This window comes from Micromonospora sp. I033, assembly GCF_053890995.1.
In genome coordinates, this window is sequence record NZ_JBSSLX010000003.1 from 1 (window position 1) to 19,303 (window position 19,303).

Below are 19,303 nucleotides of genomic sequence, written 5' to 3' on the forward strand. Positions count from 1 at the left end.
CGGCGGTGGGCCGAGACCAGCGCGGCGGCGGCGATGATGGCGCCGGCCAGGCCGGTCAGGGGCAGTGGCGGCGGCCCGCCACGCCTGGCGACCCGTCAGCGTGGCCCCGTCCGGGGAGAGCAGAACGGCGCTGGGTAGCCCGGGTTCCCCGTCGAACATCAGTGGTGCCCACGTGCCGTCCGGCCACGCTACTACGGCGCTGGTGCTGGCGCTTCCGCAGTCGATCGCCAGCCGCGCCTGCCCCGCTCGCATAGATCTCAGTCAAACACGAGGATCACGTTCACGTCACCCGTGAATTACTCACAGCCACAGACCAGGGGCCGCAGATCTGGCGGTGACGGACCACCGCAGCGAGGTGACCTACGGCGACGAAATCGGCGCAGCCACCGGACCTGGCCGACCCCGACTTGACCACCGACCGCACCATCAATGGACAAACATCCATCAAAAGCTCTTCTGGGAGGAAGTCATGAAGCCCGCCATCTACCCGATGACAGCGCAAGCACAAGCCGTAACGAACAGGTGGACGCAGGCAGCCTTGTCCTGCGAGCCCGCCGACCATGCGCGGGCCGAGGCCGCGGCCCGGCTCGCCTACCAGGCGGCCGGGCAGCCCGAGCCGTCCCGTTTCCTCTGGTGCCCCTCTCCCCCAGCCGCCGTCGAACAGCTGCGACGCCTCCTCCAAGGCGGACACACGTCGCTGGTCACGTCGGTGCGGCGCGGCAACCTCAACCGGTCGCTGGCCGCGGCGCGAGCGCCGATCTGGGACCGAACCAGCGAGCTCGACCGGTTCACCGCGTTCGGGGACTTCCACCACTTCATGGAATGGACCGGCTACTACGGCGAGCAGCGCTACGACGGCATCGAAGCCCGCTACAACCTCATGGAGTACCGGTATCGCTGCAACCCGGTCACCGAGCCTGAGCGCAGCGCTCTCGAGCCGGTGCTGGAAGCGGTTCGGCGGGTGTACGACCTAGTGCATGGCCCGATCTGGGCGACCATCGACCGCAACCTCACCGCGAGCTACACCATGCAGCCCGCCTGGTTTTGGGACACCGACAGCAGCATCGTCGATCAGAACGACGAAGGACACGGGGTCATCCGCTACTGCCTCAATCCCCGCGACTGGTTCTTCGAACCAGCCTGGAACTTCTACCCCGACTGGCTCCTGCTCGCCACCATCGACACCTACCAAGGGGTCCTCGGCACCACGCCAAATGCGGCCTGGGAAGGATGCAGGGACGTGGCTCTTGCGGCCGGGCCCTGGTGGCCACTGACCGACGTAGCCGTCATGAGCGAACGGCCCACCACCCTCCGGGTCAACGCGCATGGGCAGCTTCACGCCGAGGACGAGCCGGTAGTCCTCTGGCCCGACGGCAGCCAGATGTGGGCACGCGACGGCAAGGCGCTCCCGCCACCGTGACCCGCCGACGAAAGTAAATCGCAACGGACAGCCCGCCGGCTGTTTCCTCCGCGGTTGGGCATCCAGCTACGGCAAGAAGTCACATCCGTCGGTTGAACGTGCCCAGCTGAGCTTTGTCGGGCGGGTGGATTTGACCGACGACCCCTTGTTGCCAATCGTAGCTACCCCGCGGCATTGGGCCGCGTGCCCCGGAAAGACGTGGTGTCCGTACGCAAGGACCATCTAGCCGTTGACCACCTTCGCCAGCACGGTGGAGACGACGTCCGGCAGAACGGGGATGTCATGCTCCATGAGCTCGTCGCTGATGTCCCGAGCGGTAAGCGCAGGATCTGCGTCATGCAACCTGATGATCAGCTTGACGACGTACTCGTCGAGATCGTCCGCACCTCGGATGATGCGGGAGGGCTTGTAGTAAGGGTCCGTGTGCCCGTATGTCATGGCGCACCTCCAGCCGCGGCCTCTCGACGTTATGAGCGCAGGCGGCTGCTGATCCAGGACACCTTTCTGTCACGGTGGCGCCGCGCAGTTGCACGTTCCTGCCACGGATAGGGTGCTTGCTGCCCGGTGGGGATCTCGGGGTCGGGGAGAGGCAGGCCGGTCACATGGTCGATGTCGCAGTCGTCGACCCGTTGCCCGTGTTCCGGGCTGGCGCAGCGGCCACGCTGGCGGCCGCTGCGCATGTCGTCGAGCAACCATCCGATCTGCTCGCCTGGGCGCGAGAGCATCCGACCTCGGTCCTGGTGCTGACCCTCGGGTCGGAACGGGATTGGTCACTACTGACCACTGTGACTTACCGCTACGCTGCCGTGGCCGTGGTCGCGCTGACCTCCGACCCGATTCCAGCCGTCGGCGTCCGGGCGGTATGGGCGGGAGCCCGTTGCGTTCTGCCCCGCTCGACGTCGCTGGAAGCTCTACGGCAAGCGGTGCAGGCGGCAGCTGACGGCGTGTCCATCCTGCCAGCCGAGGTCCTCCGCGCTTTGGGCGGGCATGAGGGTGCGGAATCCCTGAACATGCCTCGACCGTTGTCGGAGGAGCAGCTGTCGTGGCTCCGTGCTCTTGCCAGGGGCAGCACGGTTACCAGACTGGCATCCATGGCCGGTTACTCGGAACGTGCGATGTATCGGCTGCTCCGTAGCCTCTACGCGCAGCTCGGCGTCCGCAGTCGTACCGAGGCCCTCATCCGGGCGCAGAGTCTGGGTCTGATCGACCCGCGGTGATTCCGCCCCCGAAAGACGTAATGATCGGGTCCAGCGTGAGCGCGGCGGACTGTTGCCTGAGCACGACTAGCATCTTCAGCATCCGGCGAGCCATGCCGGGGGGACGCCGGGTCCCGGCCTGGTGGAACACCTCGGTCGCGGCGGCAAGCGGGTCGCCGCGGCAGACATGCAACCCACAAACGGCGAACCCGATGAAGTCGAGCGCTGCGAAGTCCTTGGGGTCGCTCCTGTGTATGGCCTTCGCCTCGTCGAACAGTTGAACGAAATCCGTCCGTGCCGCCGGGGGATCGTTGCGCAGCCGCGTCAGCGCACGAATGGCAATAACGATCAACGCATCCCCGTGAGCTCTGCTGCGCGCTGCGGGCACGATCGCCTGCGCGGCCTTGTTCGGTCGCCCCGCGAGCAGGTATGCAAGGGCAAGGGTGGTTCGCGCCCTGCGGAACACGCGCCGGTCGCCGTCCACCAGTGCCCGTTCGCTGCTGCTCTCCGCGATCCTCACCGCTTCCGCCACGACGGGTAAGCGATCATCGATGGGGTCAATGGCATCGAGAAGACGGGTGGCAGTAGCCTCGGAGCACTCGGCGACCAGTTGGCCGGTCCTTTGAACCTGCTCGATGAGCACGAGGGCCGTCGTGGCGTCGCCCTGCTCCATCGCGCTACGCGCTCGCGCAAGATCCAGCCGCGAGGACTCCAGCGGCCCGAGTTCCTTTAGAACGCGGGCTTGGTCCTGCAGCGAAAACGCTTTTTCGTACTCGCCCCACCGCAGATGGCAGTCAGCGAGACCGTTCAGCGCTTCCGCCTCACCCTGCCCGTCGCCGCTCTCCCTGGCACGCTCGATCGCTTCCTGGTAGCGGCGTTCCGCGCCTGCGGTGTCGTGCAGTAGCCACAATGCGTGGGCAAGGTTGCTGATCGTCAGCGCGCGATCTTTGGGCTGGCCGGCCGACGCCGTCAATTCGACGGCACGTTCGAACATGACCCGGGCATCCTCGAACCGCCCCTTGTCGACGTAAATCTGCCCGAGCCCGTTGCACGTCACGAGCTCGGCCTCCGGTCCGAGACGGCCCTGCAATCGCAGGCGCGGACCGAGGAGCAGTTCGTGGCGATTGAACTGCACCAGCAATGACTGCAGATCCTCGACCCGACCGAACGCGCGCCGGTACCGCCCCGCTGTCAGCAGGATGTCAATCTCATGGAGCAGCGGATCCAGTTGCTCGACCTTCGTGACTGTTTGTCGTCCGCGGTCGGCCATGACCTCAGCGGCAAGAAGCAGCAGCGCCTCACCTCGACGTGGCATGGCTGCCAAGACGAGATGCCGGTCGGCATCGCGGACATAGAACAGCCCGGCCGCCGTGTCGATGATGCGCCGCTTGACGAGCCACTGGAGCACATTTTCGACGCGCTCCTTGCCATACTCCGCGGGTAGTAAAGCTCGGATGGCCTGCTCGTTCACCGGGGTACCGAACGCAGCTACTGCCTCCAGCACCTGACGCGCCATCGGGTCAAGGGACTCGATGATCCGGTCGAAGACGAATCCGGGCACGCGCGCGACCGGCACGCGAGTGAGCCCGTCGACGACCTCGCCAAGTGATGTGTGTCCGCGTACGCCGAATGTCATGATCAGCTCTGCGAGCCGCGGAAGCCCTCGGGTGAGCCGGTGTGCTTTCGCGACGACCCGGTTGGGCGTCGACGCGGACACGAGATCACCGTCGTGGTCCAGCTGGCGCAACAGCTGCCCGAATTGCTCCAGCAGAAGGCCCTCATCGATGCGGACGTGTCTGGCCAGCATGGCCCAGCTGTGACCGGGGCTCGCGCGCGGCGGCTCGCGGCAGATCAGCACGACTGTAATTCTGTGCTGCTTGCGGCGGGCGTAGAGGCGGTCGAAAACGTCCTCCAGCTCCAGATCGACCAGGCGATGGGTGCTGGGGTCCTGGAGGTGATCGGCTGCGTCCAGCACGATGATTGCTCGGGCACCGCGGGTCTGCTTGATCGCCCGGTCGATTTGCATGCGGAGACCTTCGTTCGCCCCATCCCCTGGTCGCGCCATTCCCGGTTCACGGCCGGTGAGCACAGAGGCTCCGAGCGGCGAGTCTCGCTGCACCAGGTGGTACCGGACGACGGGCGCCTCCCCCCGCTGCCCATCGAGGTCCTCGACGACCCTAGCCAGTTCGCCGCGCACGAGCGTCGTCTTCCCCACTCCGTCCGGCCCGCTGACTATGACGATGCCCGGCTCCTCCCGAGTCAGCTCCGCCCGGACAGCGGCGGCCTCGCGATCGCGCGGCACCCAAGCGGAAGCTGCGCCATTCACGGGGGGCGGGGCACTGCCAACGGACCCGGCTAGTCGGTGACCGAGGGCGGCTGCGAGCTGATCAATCTCCTGTTCCAACCGGCCGGCTTGGCGCAGGTGAAAGTCGCGGTCGCCGCGACTCTCGTCGCGCAGCTGGTCGCGGTGGTAAGCCAGACGATGCCGCATTCGCTGCAACCGACCGTCGTTGGTCTCGCGGAATCTCAGCGCCCGCCGCAGCGCACGCAGGCCAGCGTCACGTCCCTTGCTGAAGTCGACCGTGAGGTGACCCCACGTGCGCTCGAACTCAGTGCCATCCGAGTCAATACGCAGGTTGACGACCTCGAGCCCCTTGGCCTGTGCGAAGTCGAGTTCCCGTCGGCACACCCGAGAGTTGACCGCAAACCGGGAACGCACGAACATGACCAGCTCGCAGGTCTCCAGCAAAGCTGGGATGCTCTCAACCCAGAGGGTGCCGATCGCGAGACTGAACTTGTCGAGGTGCGGAGTTACTCCGAAGCCTCCATTCTTGAGCTGCCGGTACAGCCAGTTGGCAAATTCGGCGTCGCCGTGATTGTGCGAATAGCAGATGAAGACACGTGTCACGGCTTCGCCGCCTTGGGCAGCGGCAGATTCAACGGGATGACATCCGCGGCCTCAGGCACCTGCAACTGACGACGGACCGCGGCGTAGAAGGCAAGCAGCCCGTCAAGCGTCCGACTCCGTGGGGTGACGGCACCGAACTCCGCCGCACGAGGATCGACACCGGTTAGCGCCTCGGTTCGCAGAGCCCATGCATCCCGGACAACGGCACGAGCGGCCTCCTGCGTCGCGCGACTGCCGAGCAGCCGGACCTCCGCCATCAACTCCTGCAGTGTGCGATGCTCAGTGTCGAGCTCCTGCCGCAATGTGCGTCGCTGGTCTGCGTCGAGGTCCGGCGTCGCCTCCTCACTGAGGTCTACGAGGCGACGGGTGCAGGCCGCGAACTTCGCACACGCCGTGTGAAGTGTGACATCCCAGCGAGTGCGGAGCGCCGCGTTAGCGCGGAACCTCTCCAACAGGAGCGTGGGGAGGAAGCCAATGCCCGCTCCGACGACGACGGGAATCAAGGGAATTAGCAGCTTGGCCCAGGTGTCGCCCATCGGCACCTCCGCGATGACGATAACCCTGCGTCAGAGACACGCTACCTTGCGCAGACGACCCCATCTTTCCCAAGGCCAACCGGGGGCGCAATGGCTCACCACCAGACAACTTCCCGTCTACGCGACGGGCGGTGGAACGGAGCGTCCGACGCCTCGGGCCCAGAATCTGGGGTGCGCTCGGGCATGATTCCTCGATGCAGGCACTTGTGGACGGCCCACCGCCTGTCTGTTACGCCAGCATCCGCTGGGACCCCCGCCGTCCCATCCGACTTACACCTCCTGACCGCAGCGTCCAGTGGAAGGCACCGAGATCCCCGGCGCCGCACACCGTCTCGATCACGCGGACAGCCCATGCAGGCGGCCCACGAAGGGACGCCTGCCGGAAAGCCAGCGGGGGTGCATGTCCTGGTAGTGAAGCGGGTCGACGGCTCCCGGGCCATCGAGGATTTCGACGAGTAGGACAGCGTTCGGAAGCCGGAATGCCCGAGCCGTGATCTCGGCAGCGGTGCCGGTGGCAGGTGGGATCGGGGCCAGGTAGGTCCCCAGCCGAGCTGAGCCGGCCAACTACCGACGGGGTGGGAGTCGTCGTGCATGCCGAGATCCCACCTGCTCGCATGACCACTCGTCGAGACTCCGGCCGAGGTCGGTGTTCAGGCGCTGGGCCACGTCAAGGCACAAGCCGGTCAGACGAAAGCGGTAGTCGAACCTCTAGCGATGGCGGTCGCCTCGAAGTCGGCGTCCATATTGGCCAAAGAGCCTATTGTGAAAATCTTGGGGTGGATGGTTGACTGCGGTGTGCGTTTGACCATTGTCGCCGATGCCAGCGCCGACGCCCTTGCCATGAATTCTCTCTATGGATGGCTGTGCGCCGATCACGATCTACGTAGGCAGATTTCAATCTCCCCTATTGCGGCGGGCTCGCGTACCCAGATGGGCACGGTAGATGTCCTCAACGTGGTGCTTACGCATACGGTCGCAATTGGAAATCTGATCCTCGCCTACCTCACGTGGCGCAGCAGTCGTCCCGCGAGTCCGCATGTGTCGTTTCGCGTTGGCGGGGTTTGCGTCACCGTCCTGGACGACTCTCCGGGCTCGGTAGCTGCCGCTACCCGCGCGATTGAAGCTGCCATGGCCGTCGAAGGGAGCTCCGATGACGCTGCCTGACCCCATGGCGTCCCGTGCGGTCCTTATCGGCGCCGCCAGCTATGACGCACTAGCAGCCCTGCCGAGCGTGCAGAACAATCTCGATTCACTACGTGGTCTACTCTGTGACACTGGCGTCTGGGGTCTGCCCGCAGAAAATTGCACTGTGCTGCAGGATCCCGGCAGCGTTGGCGAGGTGCTAGAGGCGATCGACAGCGCGGCCGAAGCGGCAGAGGACACCTTGGTGGTGTACTACGCGGGTCACGGCCTCACTGAACCGAACACCTTCAACTTGTTTCTGGGACTCCCGGCCGCGGACCTCGACCGCTTACACAGAGCGGTTCGTTACGACGATGTCCGCCGGATCGTCACGCGTAGCGGGTGCATTTCGAAGGTGGTACTGCTTGATTGCTGCTTCAGTGGGCAGGCGATGGTGGGCGGCATGTCCGGTACCGGGGAGATCGCCGACAGGGTCCGCGTCGACGGGACGTACCTGATGACGGCATCCGCCGAGACCGCGACGGCTCTCGCTCCGGTCGACGAAAACCTGACCGCATTTACCGGCGAGTTGGTCGCGCTCCTGAATCGGGGCCTGGAGGACGGCCCGGAACTCCTCGATCTGGACACCATCTACTGGCACGTGCGGAACGAACTGGCCGCCAAGGGCCGACCGATCCCGCAGCAGCGGGCACGCAACGATGGTCGTACCATCGTGCTGGGCCGCAACCGGTGGGGCGCGCATCGCGCCGACCTAACCGATCGCACCCCGCGACTGTCACTGCCGCAGCCTCCCGAGGATCTCGCGCACGCCGTCGGGCTGCGTCCTCGGGCGCTTTTGTCTGCGGTGGCCGATCTCCGCGACACCGGCCGATCTGTCGACGCTTCTCGCCTGCTGGCTGCAGTGGGGGCGTGGCGTGGCGGCCAGGAGGTAGCCGCCGTGCTCGACGAACTGCGTCGAACCACCTGGGCGACGGCCGGCGCAGCGGCCGTCGTCGCCGGCGCCGCCCACAGGCCAGGGACTGAGATTGTAGACCTGGTCGAGGTGTTCGAAGGCATCAATCTCATGGCCGAGATTGACCAGCTGACTGCAGCCGTCGCCGCCACCAACGCAGATCAAGTAGCCGCCGTGTCCAGAGTGCTCTCCGCACACCACCGGGAGCGGGCCGACGCCCTGCTAGACGCTGCCGTCGCCGCGCGGCAGGGCGCTCCGTCATCGATGATCCTGCTCGTCGGGGCCCTGTGGACGACCGGCCAGCAGGCGGCGGCCGAGAGGATGCTCGACCGAGCCGCCGCGCGGATGGCGTCGGCCGACGCCGCCTCTGTGGCCGATGCAATACGCGACGCCGGCATCGAAGGCGCCGCCTTCCGCTTGTACGCATCCTGTATCGACGTCATTAAGCGCCGCCCGCCCAGTGAAACCGTACCGCTGGCCGCCGCGATGCGAGCGGCCGGACAAGACGACATCGCCGACCGGCTCGTCGAAGCGACGGTCGAGGGATGCCAGGGCGGTACAGAGATGATCGATCTTTTGGCGGCGCTCTGGACTGCCGGCATGGCCTCGAGTGTCACGACCGCGCTCCACCACGCGGCGCGCCGCTTCGCCGACGCAGACCTCGTGCAGCTCGCCGAACGGATACGGGAACACGAGCATCCAGACGTTGCCCTCACGCTGCTCACCACCGCGGCGGCCGGACGACCCGCAGAAAGTACCGTCGCCTACGTCGAGGCGCTGCGGCAGGCGGGTCGGCCAATCGACGCGGTGACCCTGCTCACGGCCGCTGCCGAGGTGTCCAGCATCGAGGACCTTGTCGCAGTCTCGTCCGGGTTGGAAGAGGCCGATCTCGGGGACTGGATAGACCGGTTCCTCGCCGCCGGTATTACCGGCCGTCCGGACCGCGCGGCGGCACTCCTCGAGCTGGTATGGGCCTCCCCTAACAGCGTTCGCGGCAGCATTCGTCGGGCCGTCCGCCGGGCTGTCGAGAAGCAGCCTCTGGGTGACCTGATGGCCACCGCCGTCCTGCTCAACGAGGCGGGGCGCTCGAATCTCGCCCAGCATGCTTTGTCGCTCGCGGTTAGTCGGCACGGCGAGGTCGACGCCGTCGTCTTCGCCAACGCCCTAGGTGACCACGTCGCCGCCGACCCCGGTTTCGTAGTCGAAGTCGTTGCACTTATCCCAGAGCCGGCCTTCCTCGATGCGCTGTTGCGCGAACTCACCCAATACGGTGGTCTCCCGCAAGAGCAGGCATTGACGGCCCTGCTTCAGACCGGACGCCACAGAGCCGTCGCCGATGCCCTGGTCAATTTGCGTGGCACGTCATCCGGCGGCGTCATACCCGCATTCTTGACCGCAGCGGCCGGAATACCGCCCAGCGACGTGCTGGAGTTCACACGGTATCTACTGTCAAGACCGGGAGAGCAGGGCAGAGAGGAGGCCAGTGCCGTCCTAGAATGCGCAGCCAGAATCGCCAACGTCAACGCGCTCGCCGAACTCATACAACTTCTCGTTGGAGCCGGCCGGTCCGACGACGCCACCACGGTCATCGCAGCCTTCCGGCGGTACCGGGGGCACAGCAACGAGTGCTTCCTCCTGGCGTCGCTTCTCAAGCAGAGGAAGCAGGACCGCTGGTGCGAGATGGTTCTCGCGGACCGGCAATGGCTTCCGACGAGTGCTGTTGGCGACCCCAAGGCGGCGGCGATTGCCGAAATCATTCACAACGAAGGGGGAGCCCGAGGCCGGTGCTACCGCTACCCCTTCGAGCAGCGACACGCGGAGCGCATCCGACGATCGCTTGAGTTGAAAGATGCGTCGCTGCTTCTGGTCATCGAATGCGGCACCGCGTTCTTCGGAAATTACCTCGCGCTGACCGACAGGGGGCTCGTGTACGGGCGGGGACTTCGCCGCCGGTCGACGTTCACCTACGGCGACCTTGCGAAGGTCACCCTTACCCGGCGCGACTTCTACACCATCGACATCACGGCACATGGCCGCCGCGACTGGTTGTCGCTTAACAGCAGCAACGTGGACGCCGGTTGGGTTGTCGGTCTACTCGGAAAAATCACACGCCTGGTCGCCAACTTCCCTCGACCGGCAGCACCATCACCGCCGAACCCCGGAGTGTCCGAGAGGTTCTCGCGCCCACGGTAGCGGGCGCCCTGTCTCTCGGCACACGCAACGGGGTGACCGTCCGGCACGACGGAGCCGCCTACCCTGTTGGTGTCGGTGCCGGGGGGCGGATTACCGTCCGAACCGTCACTGGGCTTCTTCGAGGAAGTCCGCATGCTGGGCTTCGTCCCACTCCCGCATGCTTGGGTACCGGTCTCGGCAGTACCGCCGGTGCAGGTGATCGACGAGCTGGGTCCGCTCGTCGTCGTTCGCCAGCCGCAGTCCACGGTCGTCGTTGTCCGCTCGCAACACGGCACCACCGTCGGGCTCGACAGTCAGGGTGATTTCATCGTCGCGCGGATCAGGAGCACGAGCGGCCAAGTACGCGAAGTAGATGTAGCGGTAGTCGAACTCGGCGTGGCGGTCGTGCACCCAGTTCAGCCATTGATCGACCTGCGCCAAGGTCCACGGTTCCATACGTCCCTCCCCTAGGTCCCCGCCGGGGCTACGCCACTCCCCTGCCATAGGTCCAAGGCTATTGAATGGCCGCACTCACCCGTGCGGACGGCGCGGCCACGTGGCTCGCCCACCGCGACTGTTGTCGCAGTCGGCAGTGGTGGTGGAGGAGGCGGCAAGCCTGGGGTTGAGCTTGCCGCCCGTTGACCACGTCACTGGCATCCGGCCATTTGCCTCCTCGCCTCGGAAGCCCGCACTTGCTTTCCGGTCGCAGCCCGCCCGGTGGCCGCTCGGGGCTATGAGCGCGCGGACTCCATGGGGCGTCAGGAGCTGCAGGTGTTCAGCATGCTTTGCAGGGCTGACTTCTCCGACGACTGCAGGGTCAGACTCCAGGTGTACTTCACGGTGATCCACATTTTGCTGTAGGTGCACCGGTAGGACGACAGGGGCGGCTGCCAGGTGGAGGGGTCCTGGTCGCCCTTGGCCTGGTTGACGTTGTCGGTGACGGCGATCAGCTGCGGGTGGCTGAGGTCGTTGGCGAAGCTCTGCCGCCGGCTGGTGGTCCATCCGTTGGCACCGGAGCGCCAGGCCTCGGCGAGGGGCACGACGTGGTCGATGTCGACGTCGGAGGCGGCGGACCAGGTCGCGCCGTCGTATGGGCTGTACCAGCGGCCCGACACGGCGGCGCAGCTGCTGTCGGTGACGACGGAGGTGCCGTCGCGCTTGAGGACGGTTTCGCGGGTGTTGCAGGTTGCGCTGATGGTGATCCAGTGGGGGAACAGGTCGCGGGAGTAGCCGCTCGTCGAGCCCTCGGACTTGACGGTGAGGGCGTTGAGCTGCGACTGGGCGGTCGCCTTGGAGGGGATTCCCGGGGGTGTTGCCAGTGCCGGCGCAGTGTCCACGGCGAGTAGGTAGGCGCCGGTCAGGGCCACGGTGGCTACGGCGGTGAAGGCTCGCCGCCGCAGCGAGGTTGGGGGGACTTTCGGGTGACGGGCATGAAGGCCTCCTCGGCAGCGCGATGAACAGCGACCATCTCGGCCGAGCATGTCCATCGAAGGTCGCCTTTGTGAAGAGGGAAAGAGGCTTCTGCGAATACTGGCCCGTACCGGCCTCCCTGCGCCGCCCCCGGTGGCCGGGCAGGCGTGTCTGTTGCTGCTGGCGGGTTGGCGCGTGTCGACATGGCGACGGGGCCGCGGTTCGCGGCTCCAGCGGCGTCTTACAGTGCGACTCTCAGGCTGGTAGCACACGCTTGGAGCGAGGGTCGCCCAACGACCTGATCGTCATGACGTGGAACGTGGAGAACCTGTTCGGACCCGACACTGGCGACACGCCGGCGGCAGAAACCTACGCCGCGAAGCTCGCCTATCTCGCCGGACTCGTCTCCGGCACCGGCGCGGACGTCGTCGCACTCCAGGAGATCGGCTCCCCGACAGCGGCCGAAGACCTCCGCGCAGCCCTCCGCAGCCCTGGCAGACGGTGGTATCCGCCCACCCGGACAGCCGAGACATCCGCGTCGCTGTCATCGCCCGCCACGCCCTCACCGAGGAAGCGCAAATCGTCGCGCTGCCGCAGGCCGGGCTGCCGGCGGTCCCCGACGTTGACGGCGGAACCCTCACGCACCTGGGTCGCGGGGCGGTCCAGGTGCACGTCGACTGCGACGGCCCAGGATTGCGGCTGCTCACCGCCCACCTCAAGAGCAAGCCGCTCACCTACCCCGGCGGGCGGCGCTACCCACCCACCGAAGACGAACGCGCCCGCGGCGCCAGCTACGCCCTGCTACGCCGCACCGCCGAGGCCGTCGCGCTGCGCATGCACCTCAACGAGGTCCTGACCGCGGCCGCCGTCGACGGGCAGCCGGGCATGCCGACGATCCTGAGCGGCGACCTCAACGACGGACCGGACGCCGTCACCACGGTGCTGCTCGACGGCCCCGCGGACGGGGACGTTCACCGCCCAGACAAGGGCGACGCGGTCCGGCTGTACAACCTCGGACGACGCCTGCCCCCGCCCGCGCCTACTCCCGCATCTACCAAGGCCGCGGGGAACTCATCGACCACATCCTCGCCACCCGCGACCTGCAACTGCGCCTGGGAAGCATCGACTGCCTCGTCGACGACATCTCCTCCATCGGCGCCTCCACCCGCAGCCGCGAGGCCGTCATTGTTCCGGATCACGCCCCGGCCATCGCTCGATTCATCGGCCTCTAGCGGGTGACGAGTCCGTGGAGAGCCGGATGCAGCGAGAGCTGCACGTCCGGTTCGGGAGGCGGGCCGAAGAAACGGACCGGACGAAAGCCCGGCACCGCGCTTCGGCCCGATCTCACTGGGGGCGCCTGAGCCGACGCGACGTCTGGCTGGTCCGCGAGACGCGCTGGACGGTGATGGCCCGGGCCGGGGACACGGAGTCCGGAAAGGTGCTGCGCTGGGAGTTCGACTCGGAACCCCAGGCCCTGGAGATGGTCGACCGCCTGCTGCGCGCCGACACCGCCGGCCAGTGGTGGGAGCAGGACCGCGGTACTCCCCCGCCGGCTGCTGACGCTGGTCAGACGCGCCGGGTCACATAGTGACGATTATCGGCGGCCTGGAGCCTGGGATGTGTCTGAACCCATCACGACTCCAGACTCGGCGCCTTACGTTCCGTTCGTGACGCCCCTTGGCTGCACCCCTGCTGCTCGGGAATCAGTACCGACGACCGCTTGCGCCTGCCATATTCGACTCGACCTGGCTCCTTAGTTGCTGCCAGCGTGCTTCAATACAGCCCGCCACCGCTGATCGAAATCAGCGGGCAGGCCTTCGCAGCATAGGCAAAGTATACGCCTATATTCTTCACCTCGCACCGCGTTGATGCACGACCTTTAGGTTTTTGCGAACCAGTTGGACGAAGGGATGATTATGGCCCAATATTCGCCGGGCATCGACTAACAACAGCTGCATTTCCGCGATCGCACGCCCTGTGCGACCGGTATCCATATATAAGCCCGCCAGGTTATTTCGCGTGGTCAGGGTATCCGGATGGTTGACCCCCAGCACTCGTCGTTGATCGGCGAGCAGCTGCTCATATTCAAGGATCGCCTCGGTCGCGCGGCCAACTGCCCCATAAGCGCCAGCAAGATTGTTACGCGTACCCAAGGTGTCCGGGTGCCCCTCACCCAACACTCGTCGCCGGTCGGCAAGCACACGCTCGAACTCGCCAATCGCCTCCGTTACTAGGCCCGCCGCCCAGTGGGCAGTGGCGAGATTGTAGCGAGACATCATTGTGTGCGGGTGTTCTTCATCCAACACACGTCGATGGGCGGCTAACACCTGCTCAAGCTCACAAATTGCCTCCGACACTCGGCCCGCTGCCCAATATGCGTGTCCAAGGTTGCCCCTGGTGATCAACGTAGAGGGATGATCCTCTCCTAGCACCCGCCCTTGGTCAGCGACCAGTTGCTCAAGCTGGCTAATCGCCTCGGTCGCTCGGCCCGCCTCGCGAAGGGCGTTTGCAAGGTTATTTCGACAAGTTAGCGTGGAGGGGTGTTCCTCGCCGAACAACCGCCGATAGTCAGCGAGCAGTCGCTCGAACTCCCGGAGCGATTCCATCACCCTGCCTGCGTTCCCATACGCACTTGCAAGATTGTTTCGCCGGACCAGGGCGTCTAGGTGATCGTCGTCCAGCACTTTCCGCTGGTCGACGAGGAGCCGCTCGAGCTCGCTAATAGCCTCGCTCACCCGACCCGCCTCTAAGTAAGCGATGGCTAGGTTGCTCCGCGTGGTGAGCGTAAGCGGATGCTCATTACCCAGCACCCGCCGATGATCGGCAATTAGCTGCTCGAACTCACTGATCGCCTCGGTCACCCGGCCCGCCTCCCGGTGGGTACCGACGAGGTTGGCGCGAGCGGCAAATGTATCGGCATGGTCCTCACCAAACACGCGCCGACGGCCGGCCAACACCTCCTCGAACCCGGCGATCGCTGTCGCGACATTGCCCTGACCCCGCAGGTAGAGAGAGGCCCGCTCTTGGAGTTCGAACATCGTTGTGTACCGGTGGTCGGCGGGCAGATTGCTACCGAGGGCTCTTATGTGAGGCAGGAGGGCTGCCCAGCGCGGCCAGCCCTCGACGTCGTTGATTGGATCAGTGGGAGCCGAGTTCTTCAGCTGATCGATAATCTGCACCTGCCAGGTGTCAGCCGAGCCGGTCGCAACAGCTGCATGACGGATAACAGCTTGCACCAGCCGATGGACCGCGACCGTAGTAGGCGTTAGCGTGACCATGCTGTAGGACGCCAGCGTTCCAAGCGCGCGATCAACCGCCGGCCGATCCGAAGCGCCTGCATGTAGCACCTCGCGGGGAAGGTTGTCAGGCGCAAGCCAGGAGAGCCTGTTCAACAGCGCCACCGCTATCGGATCCTGCTCGCCGATCCGATTGAAGGTCACTGACCAAACCCGAGCCACCAGCCGCTCCGTTGAAGCATCGGCGGCCAACTCCTGTAGCGTCCCGGCCGGATCACGGCGCAGATCCTGCAGATAGGTATCCATAGACACGCGGGCCTGCCGCAGATAGGCGCCAGCCTGCTGCAACGCCAACGGCAGGTACCCCAACTCACCAGCGAGCACCGCCGCAGTCTGCTGATCCTCCTGGCCTGACAGCGTCAGCAGCAGCTCAACCGCCGCCTGGGGGTTCAGCACGTCGACCCGCAGGCAGCCGTCCGTGATGTCCTCCCAGCCAACATCACGTCGGCTAGTGATTAGGAAATGCCCGTCCGAGGGCTGACCTAAGAGCGACTCGATGTCCGCGCGGTGTTCCACGTTGTCGAGGACAAGCAACCACCCAGGGTGGGTCTGCAGCCAGCCCACCGCCCACCGGGCCGCTTCCTGATCGGTTACCCATGCTTGCGAGTCCGGTCGTAGCCGGTACGTCAGTTCGGCCAAACCAGATTCGATCGCTGCTGGACTAGCCGCGGCCATCCACCACACCAACGTGTACCGCCGCCGGTTGGCATGGGCGTACTGCAGCGCAAGCTCACTCTTACCAACCCCTCCCAGCCCATGCACCGCTTGGGATTGCGCCACCACCCCGGAGCCCTTAGTCACCCGTGCACCCAGCCGCTGTAGTTCCTCGTTACGGCCGACGAACGCTCTCACAGGTGGCTTCGGCAACCGCACAAGACCTGGCACAGGGACGGACACATCCTCTGGCCGACCCAACGGTACTATCTGGGTCTGAAACGCCCGGGCGTAGTTGCCCGTTTGGACAATCCCTCTGTTCTGGCTGACGATCGCCGACTGTGCTCCCGTTGCACTCGGCAATTCTGCCGAGACGAAGGCGTCCGGCGAGCTCATCGTGGGCCGGGCCCCTGCCAGGCGGCACTACCGTCGCCAGTCTGCACAATCCCCGAGTTGTTCTTCACAGCCACTGCCCGGTCCCCCGTGACGATCGTTGTCACGCCAGACTCTCGCAAGAGCTCGGCTACGTCCGCCGCCAACTGGGAATCGGCGCCCATGGCCCGGCGCAGCTCTGCTCGCAACACCGACACGCGGTCCGCGTCCTCCGGAAGCTCGGCCAGCTCGGTCACCGCCTGCCGTACCGCATCAGCCGACTCATCGCGACGCAACACCCTCCGCAATAGCCGGCCACCCAAGCCCACCGTTGCTGATGCCGACGCCTCCTCCAACTTAGACAACACCGCCGAACCATAGGCGCCAACCGCTTGCACCACATAGGGAGCAGCTGCGGCGGCGACTACCGCTACATCCAGGCTCATCCCTCGCCCCCACCCCTCACGTCGCAAAACTCGACAAGCAACACAGGCAACTCGAGCCGTCACTAGCCCACATCCTTCACGGTCACGATCTCCTACGCCACGCAGGGCGGCGATGAAGGTGGTTGCTGAGTGCTTAACTCTGTTAACGCCCGCACTTGACAAGGCTCGTCGGCTTCTGTTGACGGAGGCGCACAAGAGCCGAAGGGCCCGAAGGGTGACCTTGGGTGGCGGGTCCGCACTTCCTGCGCACGTCGCGCGGTCACACCTTCCGGGCCCTCGTGGTGTTCTGGCCGCTGGAGGCAGGGCAGCGGGCTTCACCGGAGGAACGTTCAGCCGGAGCTGCTGCTCCCGGTCGGGCGGCCAGCCCGGGTCAGTGGCCAGAGCCTCGGGCCGCTGGGCAGATGCAGCGGAAGATCCGGTCGGTAGTCGTGCTGGTAGAGCAGGTCTCGGGCGCTCTCGGTGGTGACGACGGTGTACACCGGGTGGCCGGTCCGGTCGACCACCTGGTGGTGCTGGCGCAGCAGTTCGGCGGCGACCGGCCAGCCGTAGCCGGGTTGCACGGCCAGTCAGGACAGCCAGTGGTGCGGCGCGTCGGACCGGTAGCTGCGCACCGCGGCGTTGAGCTCGCCGAAGCGGGGAGCCGCCCGGCCCGCGAACGTGCTCAGGTGGTAGTCGCCGAGCGCCCATTGTTGCGCGTCCAGGTCGTGGCGCCGCCACACCGCGACCGCGGACCAGTCCCCCGCCACGCTGACGTAGCCGGTCTCGATGGCGTGGTCGACGTCGATGGCGAGGAGCCGGTGCAGGACGTCCGGCCGGTTGTCGGCGTCCGGCACCAGCCACTCGGCGACCGGGTCACGGGAGAGCGCGTCGACCAGCAGCGCGGTGACGGCGGGAACATCGGCCGGGCGTGCCCGGCGTACGGACCTGCTCATGGCGGTGTTCACCGTGAGCGCCGGTAGTACGGGTTGGGCGGCGGGAATGACGAGCGGACACCGCCGTTGAGCTGGCCGCGCCACATCGGCCAGAAGGATGGCCCGGCCGAGGTCGGCTGCATCGGCGGTCCGGCCTGGTAGCCGTGGCGGGCGTACAGGTTGCGGTTGCGGGGGTTGCTGGCCTCCAGGTACGCCGGAAGGTTCTCGGCGTCCAGCGCCTGGTGGGCGTGGGCCAGCAGCGTCGACCCAACGCCCCGGCTCTGTACGGCCGGGTCGACGCCGATGTAGGCAAGGTACGCGTGCGGCAGGCGCGGGTGGCGGGCTTCGAACATCGCGTCGAGCAGCAGGAACTTCGGCGCGTACTGGCCGGTGATTTCCTCCAGCCCGTAGAGGTGGTCGGGGTGAGGTGGGGGTGTCTCGTCGCGCTGGTACCAGATCGCTACCCCGGATAGGTCGTGGGTGGTGTCGACTCTGCCGTGGTGCAGGCCGAGGGCGAGCATGTACCGGAAGTAGCCGGTGAACACCTCTAGCCGGTCGGCGGGCTCCGGGACCGCCCATTCGGCGACCGTGCCGGTCGAGAACGCCTCCGCGAGCACGGGCAGCAGCGACGGTACGTCGTCGACGGTGGCCTGCCGGACGGTGAGATCGGTGCGGGTCGTGACCATTGGGAGCTCCTCAGGCGGGCTGGCGGACGGGATCGGGGGCGCGGAGGGGCGCTGTCGCGCTGTCGGCGCCGAGGCCGATCGTCTGGTAGACATCGGGCCGAGCGCGCAGCGTGAACGCCCACGCCAGCCCGGTCGCCGCGGCGACCGGGTAGCCGGCGGGGAAGATCCACCGCAGCGGGGAGGTCGGGTCGACTCCGAGCAGGGCGTGGAACTGCTCGACGGTGACGACGAGGATGGCGCCGAGGGCCAGGGCGGGCAGGAAGGGCGCGACGGCGGTGCGCCACATGCCGTCGCGGTGCGCGGTCCGGGTGAAGTAGCTGAGCACGGCGACCGAGGTGGCCGTCATCAGGATCAGTACGCCGAGGGCGCCGAGGGAGGTGAGCCAGAAGAACAGGTGCACGATCGGGTCGGCGTCGGCGAGCACGTACCCGGTGAGCACGGCCACGGCGAGGGCGGTCTGGAGGATGGAGCCGGCTTTCGGGGCGCCGGTGCGCCGGCTGGTTCGGCCGAGGACGCTGGGGAAGACCCGTTCGCGGCCGAGCGCGAACGCGTACCGGGCTACCGTGTGGTGGAAGGACAGCAGGGCGGGTTCCACCACGACAGCCACCACCTCCTCACCTACCTCCACCAGCACCCCACCAACCGACGCGAACACTCCCTGATCTTGTGCACCGCCCTGATGCGCGCAGCAGGGCTGGACCTCAACGAGCAAGGCGACGTCTGGGCACAAGTCGTCGAGCACCGCGCAGCACACCTCAACCAGGCACCCACAACCGATGACCCCAGGTGGGAAAAGTTCACCGGAGACGTTCGGAGCCTGCTGCTCGGCGCACCTCGCACCACCGGCGCCTGGCACACCGCATTCGCCAACGCCGGCGCAGCCCTACATCACCAACGGGAGCAGGGCACCCTCACCCGAGGCCTCCGCGCCGTAATCACACTGCACGTGATCTTCCACTGGAACAGGATCGGACTACCCGCCACCACCCAAGCCACCCTCGCCAAAGCGGCCCGGCACACCATCTTCGGCCTGCCCGATCCGCGCCTGCCAGATCGCATGTAGGCGCACCGGGGACGAGACGAGAGGTGCTACGGGCCACAAGCAAGGTCTCTGATTCGCGCGGGAACGGGCACCTGCTCCTTTCCCCGTACGATCACGGCAGGTGAAGGAGGCCGCATCGAGGTCCGGGGCGGCGATGTC

18 protein-coding genes are annotated in these 19,303 nt (G+C 66.5%); 7 read left to right on the forward strand and 11 right to left on the reverse strand.

Going from position 1 to position 19,303, the window contains the following annotated elements; all coding sequences use genetic code 11:
* Positions 1-355: 355 nt before the first annotated feature.
* Positions 356-1,420, forward strand: coding sequence for a DUF6745 domain-containing protein (locus ACW0Q9_RS00940; RefSeq protein ID WP_456177708.1), 1,065 nt, complete (start codon positions 356-358; stop codon positions 1,418-1,420).
* Positions 1,421-1,642: 222 nt separating this feature from the next.
* Here the strand turns inward: ACW0Q9_RS00940 and ACW0Q9_RS00945 are convergent, their stop codons facing one another.
* A complete protein-coding gene (locus tag ACW0Q9_RS00945) occupies positions 1,643-1,858 on the reverse strand; it encodes a hypothetical protein (protein ID WP_456177710.1) in 216 nt (71 codons plus the stop codon).
* Positions 1,859-2,022: 164 nt separating this feature from the next.
* Here ACW0Q9_RS00945 and ACW0Q9_RS00950 point away from each other — a divergent pair, with 164 nt between their 5' ends.
* On the forward strand, positions 2,023-2,637 hold the full coding sequence (locus ACW0Q9_RS00950) for a DNA-binding response regulator (RefSeq protein ID WP_456177712.1): 615 nt from the start codon (positions 2,023-2,025) through the stop codon (positions 2,635-2,637).
* Here the strand turns inward: ACW0Q9_RS00950 and ACW0Q9_RS00955 are convergent.
* The gene (locus ACW0Q9_RS00955) at positions 2,597-5,524 is read right to left on the reverse strand and encodes a TIR domain-containing protein (protein ID WP_456177713.1); all 2,928 of its coding nucleotides are present in this window, start codon (positions 5,522-5,524) and stop codon (positions 2,597-2,599) included. The two genes, ACW0Q9_RS00950 and ACW0Q9_RS00955, sit on opposite strands and share 41 nt — an antisense overlap.
* Positions 5,521-6,060: a hypothetical protein gene (locus tag ACW0Q9_RS00960; RefSeq protein WP_456177715.1), complete on the reverse strand. Its 540-nt coding sequence runs from the start codon at positions 6,058-6,060 to the stop codon at positions 5,521-5,523. Before ACW0Q9_RS00960 ends, ACW0Q9_RS00955 begins: the two co-directional genes overlap by 4 nt.
* A gap of 714 nt (positions 6,061-6,774) precedes the next feature.
* Between ACW0Q9_RS00960 and ACW0Q9_RS00965 the strand changes: the two genes are divergently transcribed.
* Positions 6,775-7,224 carry an effector-associated constant component EACC1 gene (locus tag ACW0Q9_RS00965; protein WP_456177717.1) on the forward strand — a complete coding sequence of 150 codons (450 nt, stop codon included), beginning with the start codon at positions 6,775-6,777 and terminating at the stop codon, positions 7,222-7,224.
* Positions 7,211-10,348 (forward strand): caspase, EACC1-associated type, encoded by a 3,138-nt coding sequence (locus ACW0Q9_RS00970; protein ID WP_456177719.1) that lies wholly within the window; start codon positions 7,211-7,213, stop codon positions 10,346-10,348. The genes ACW0Q9_RS00965 and ACW0Q9_RS00970 overlap by 14 nt, the downstream gene beginning before the upstream one ends.
* A 105-nt stretch (positions 10,349-10,453) precedes the next feature.
* Here the strand turns inward: ACW0Q9_RS00970 and ACW0Q9_RS00975 are convergent, their stop codons facing one another.
* Together ACW0Q9_RS00975 and ACW0Q9_RS00980 are read right to left on the reverse strand one after the other, a co-directional pair.
* Positions 10,454-10,783 carry a hypothetical protein gene (locus ACW0Q9_RS00975; RefSeq protein ID WP_456177720.1) on the reverse strand — a complete coding sequence of 110 codons (330 nt, stop codon included), beginning with the start codon at positions 10,781-10,783 and terminating at the stop codon, positions 10,454-10,456.
* A gap of 302 nt (positions 10,784-11,085) precedes the next feature.
* Positions 11,086-11,727, reverse strand: a complete 642-nt coding sequence (locus ACW0Q9_RS00980; RefSeq protein WP_456177799.1) for an HNH endonuclease family protein — start codon at positions 11,725-11,727, stop codon at positions 11,086-11,088.
* A gap of 511 nt (positions 11,728-12,238) precedes the next feature.
* Here ACW0Q9_RS00980 and ACW0Q9_RS00985 point away from each other — a divergent pair.
* Together ACW0Q9_RS00985 and ACW0Q9_RS00990 are read left to right on the forward strand one after the other, a co-directional pair.
* Positions 12,239-12,976, forward strand: coding sequence for a hypothetical protein (locus ACW0Q9_RS00985; RefSeq protein WP_456177722.1), 738 nt, complete (start codon positions 12,239-12,241; stop codon positions 12,974-12,976).
* Positions 12,977-12,995: 19 nt separating this feature from the next.
* Positions 12,996-13,325 carry a hypothetical protein gene (locus ACW0Q9_RS00990; RefSeq protein ID WP_456177723.1) on the forward strand — a complete coding sequence of 110 codons (330 nt, stop codon included), beginning with the start codon at positions 12,996-12,998 and terminating at the stop codon, positions 13,323-13,325.
* Positions 13,326-13,587: 262 nt separating this feature from the next.
* Here the strand turns inward: ACW0Q9_RS00990 and ACW0Q9_RS00995 are convergent, their stop codons facing one another.
* The 6 genes from ACW0Q9_RS00995 to ACW0Q9_RS01020 form a co-directional block, all read right to left on the reverse strand.
* Positions 13,588-15,834, reverse strand: a complete 2,247-nt coding sequence (locus ACW0Q9_RS00995) for a tetratricopeptide repeat protein (protein WP_456177725.1) — start codon at positions 15,832-15,834, stop codon at positions 13,588-13,590.
* A gap of 245 nt (positions 15,835-16,079) precedes the next feature.
* On the reverse strand, positions 16,080-16,505 hold the full coding sequence (locus ACW0Q9_RS01000; RefSeq protein WP_456177726.1) for a hypothetical protein: 426 nt from the start codon (positions 16,503-16,505) through the stop codon (positions 16,080-16,082).
* Between the two features lie 329 nt (positions 16,506-16,834).
* Positions 16,835-17,065, reverse strand: a complete 231-nt coding sequence (locus ACW0Q9_RS01005) for a hypothetical protein (RefSeq protein WP_456177728.1) — start codon at positions 17,063-17,065, stop codon at positions 16,835-16,837.
* Positions 17,066-17,071: 6 nt separating this feature from the next.
* Positions 17,072-17,437: a hypothetical protein gene (locus ACW0Q9_RS01010; RefSeq protein WP_456177730.1), complete on the reverse strand. Its 366-nt coding sequence runs from the start codon at positions 17,435-17,437 to the stop codon at positions 17,072-17,074.
* An 8-nt stretch (positions 17,438-17,445) separates the two neighbouring features.
* Positions 17,446-18,102, reverse strand: a complete 657-nt coding sequence (locus ACW0Q9_RS01015) for a GNAT family N-acetyltransferase (RefSeq protein WP_456177732.1) — start codon at positions 18,100-18,102, stop codon at positions 17,446-17,448.
* Positions 18,103-18,112: 10 nt separating this feature from the next.
* Entirely contained in the window at positions 18,113-18,757 is a 645-nt protein-coding gene (locus ACW0Q9_RS01020; protein ID WP_456177734.1) for an amino acid permease, read from the reverse strand.
* On the opposite strand from ACW0Q9_RS01020, the gene ACW0Q9_RS01025 reads away from it, so the two are divergent.
* On the forward strand, positions 18,668-19,165 hold the full coding sequence (locus ACW0Q9_RS01025) for a thiopeptide-type bacteriocin biosynthesis protein (protein ID WP_456177736.1): 498 nt from the start codon (positions 18,668-18,670) through the stop codon (positions 19,163-19,165). The genes ACW0Q9_RS01020 and ACW0Q9_RS01025 overlap by 90 nt on opposite strands.
* Positions 19,166-19,303 lie beyond the last annotated feature (138 nt).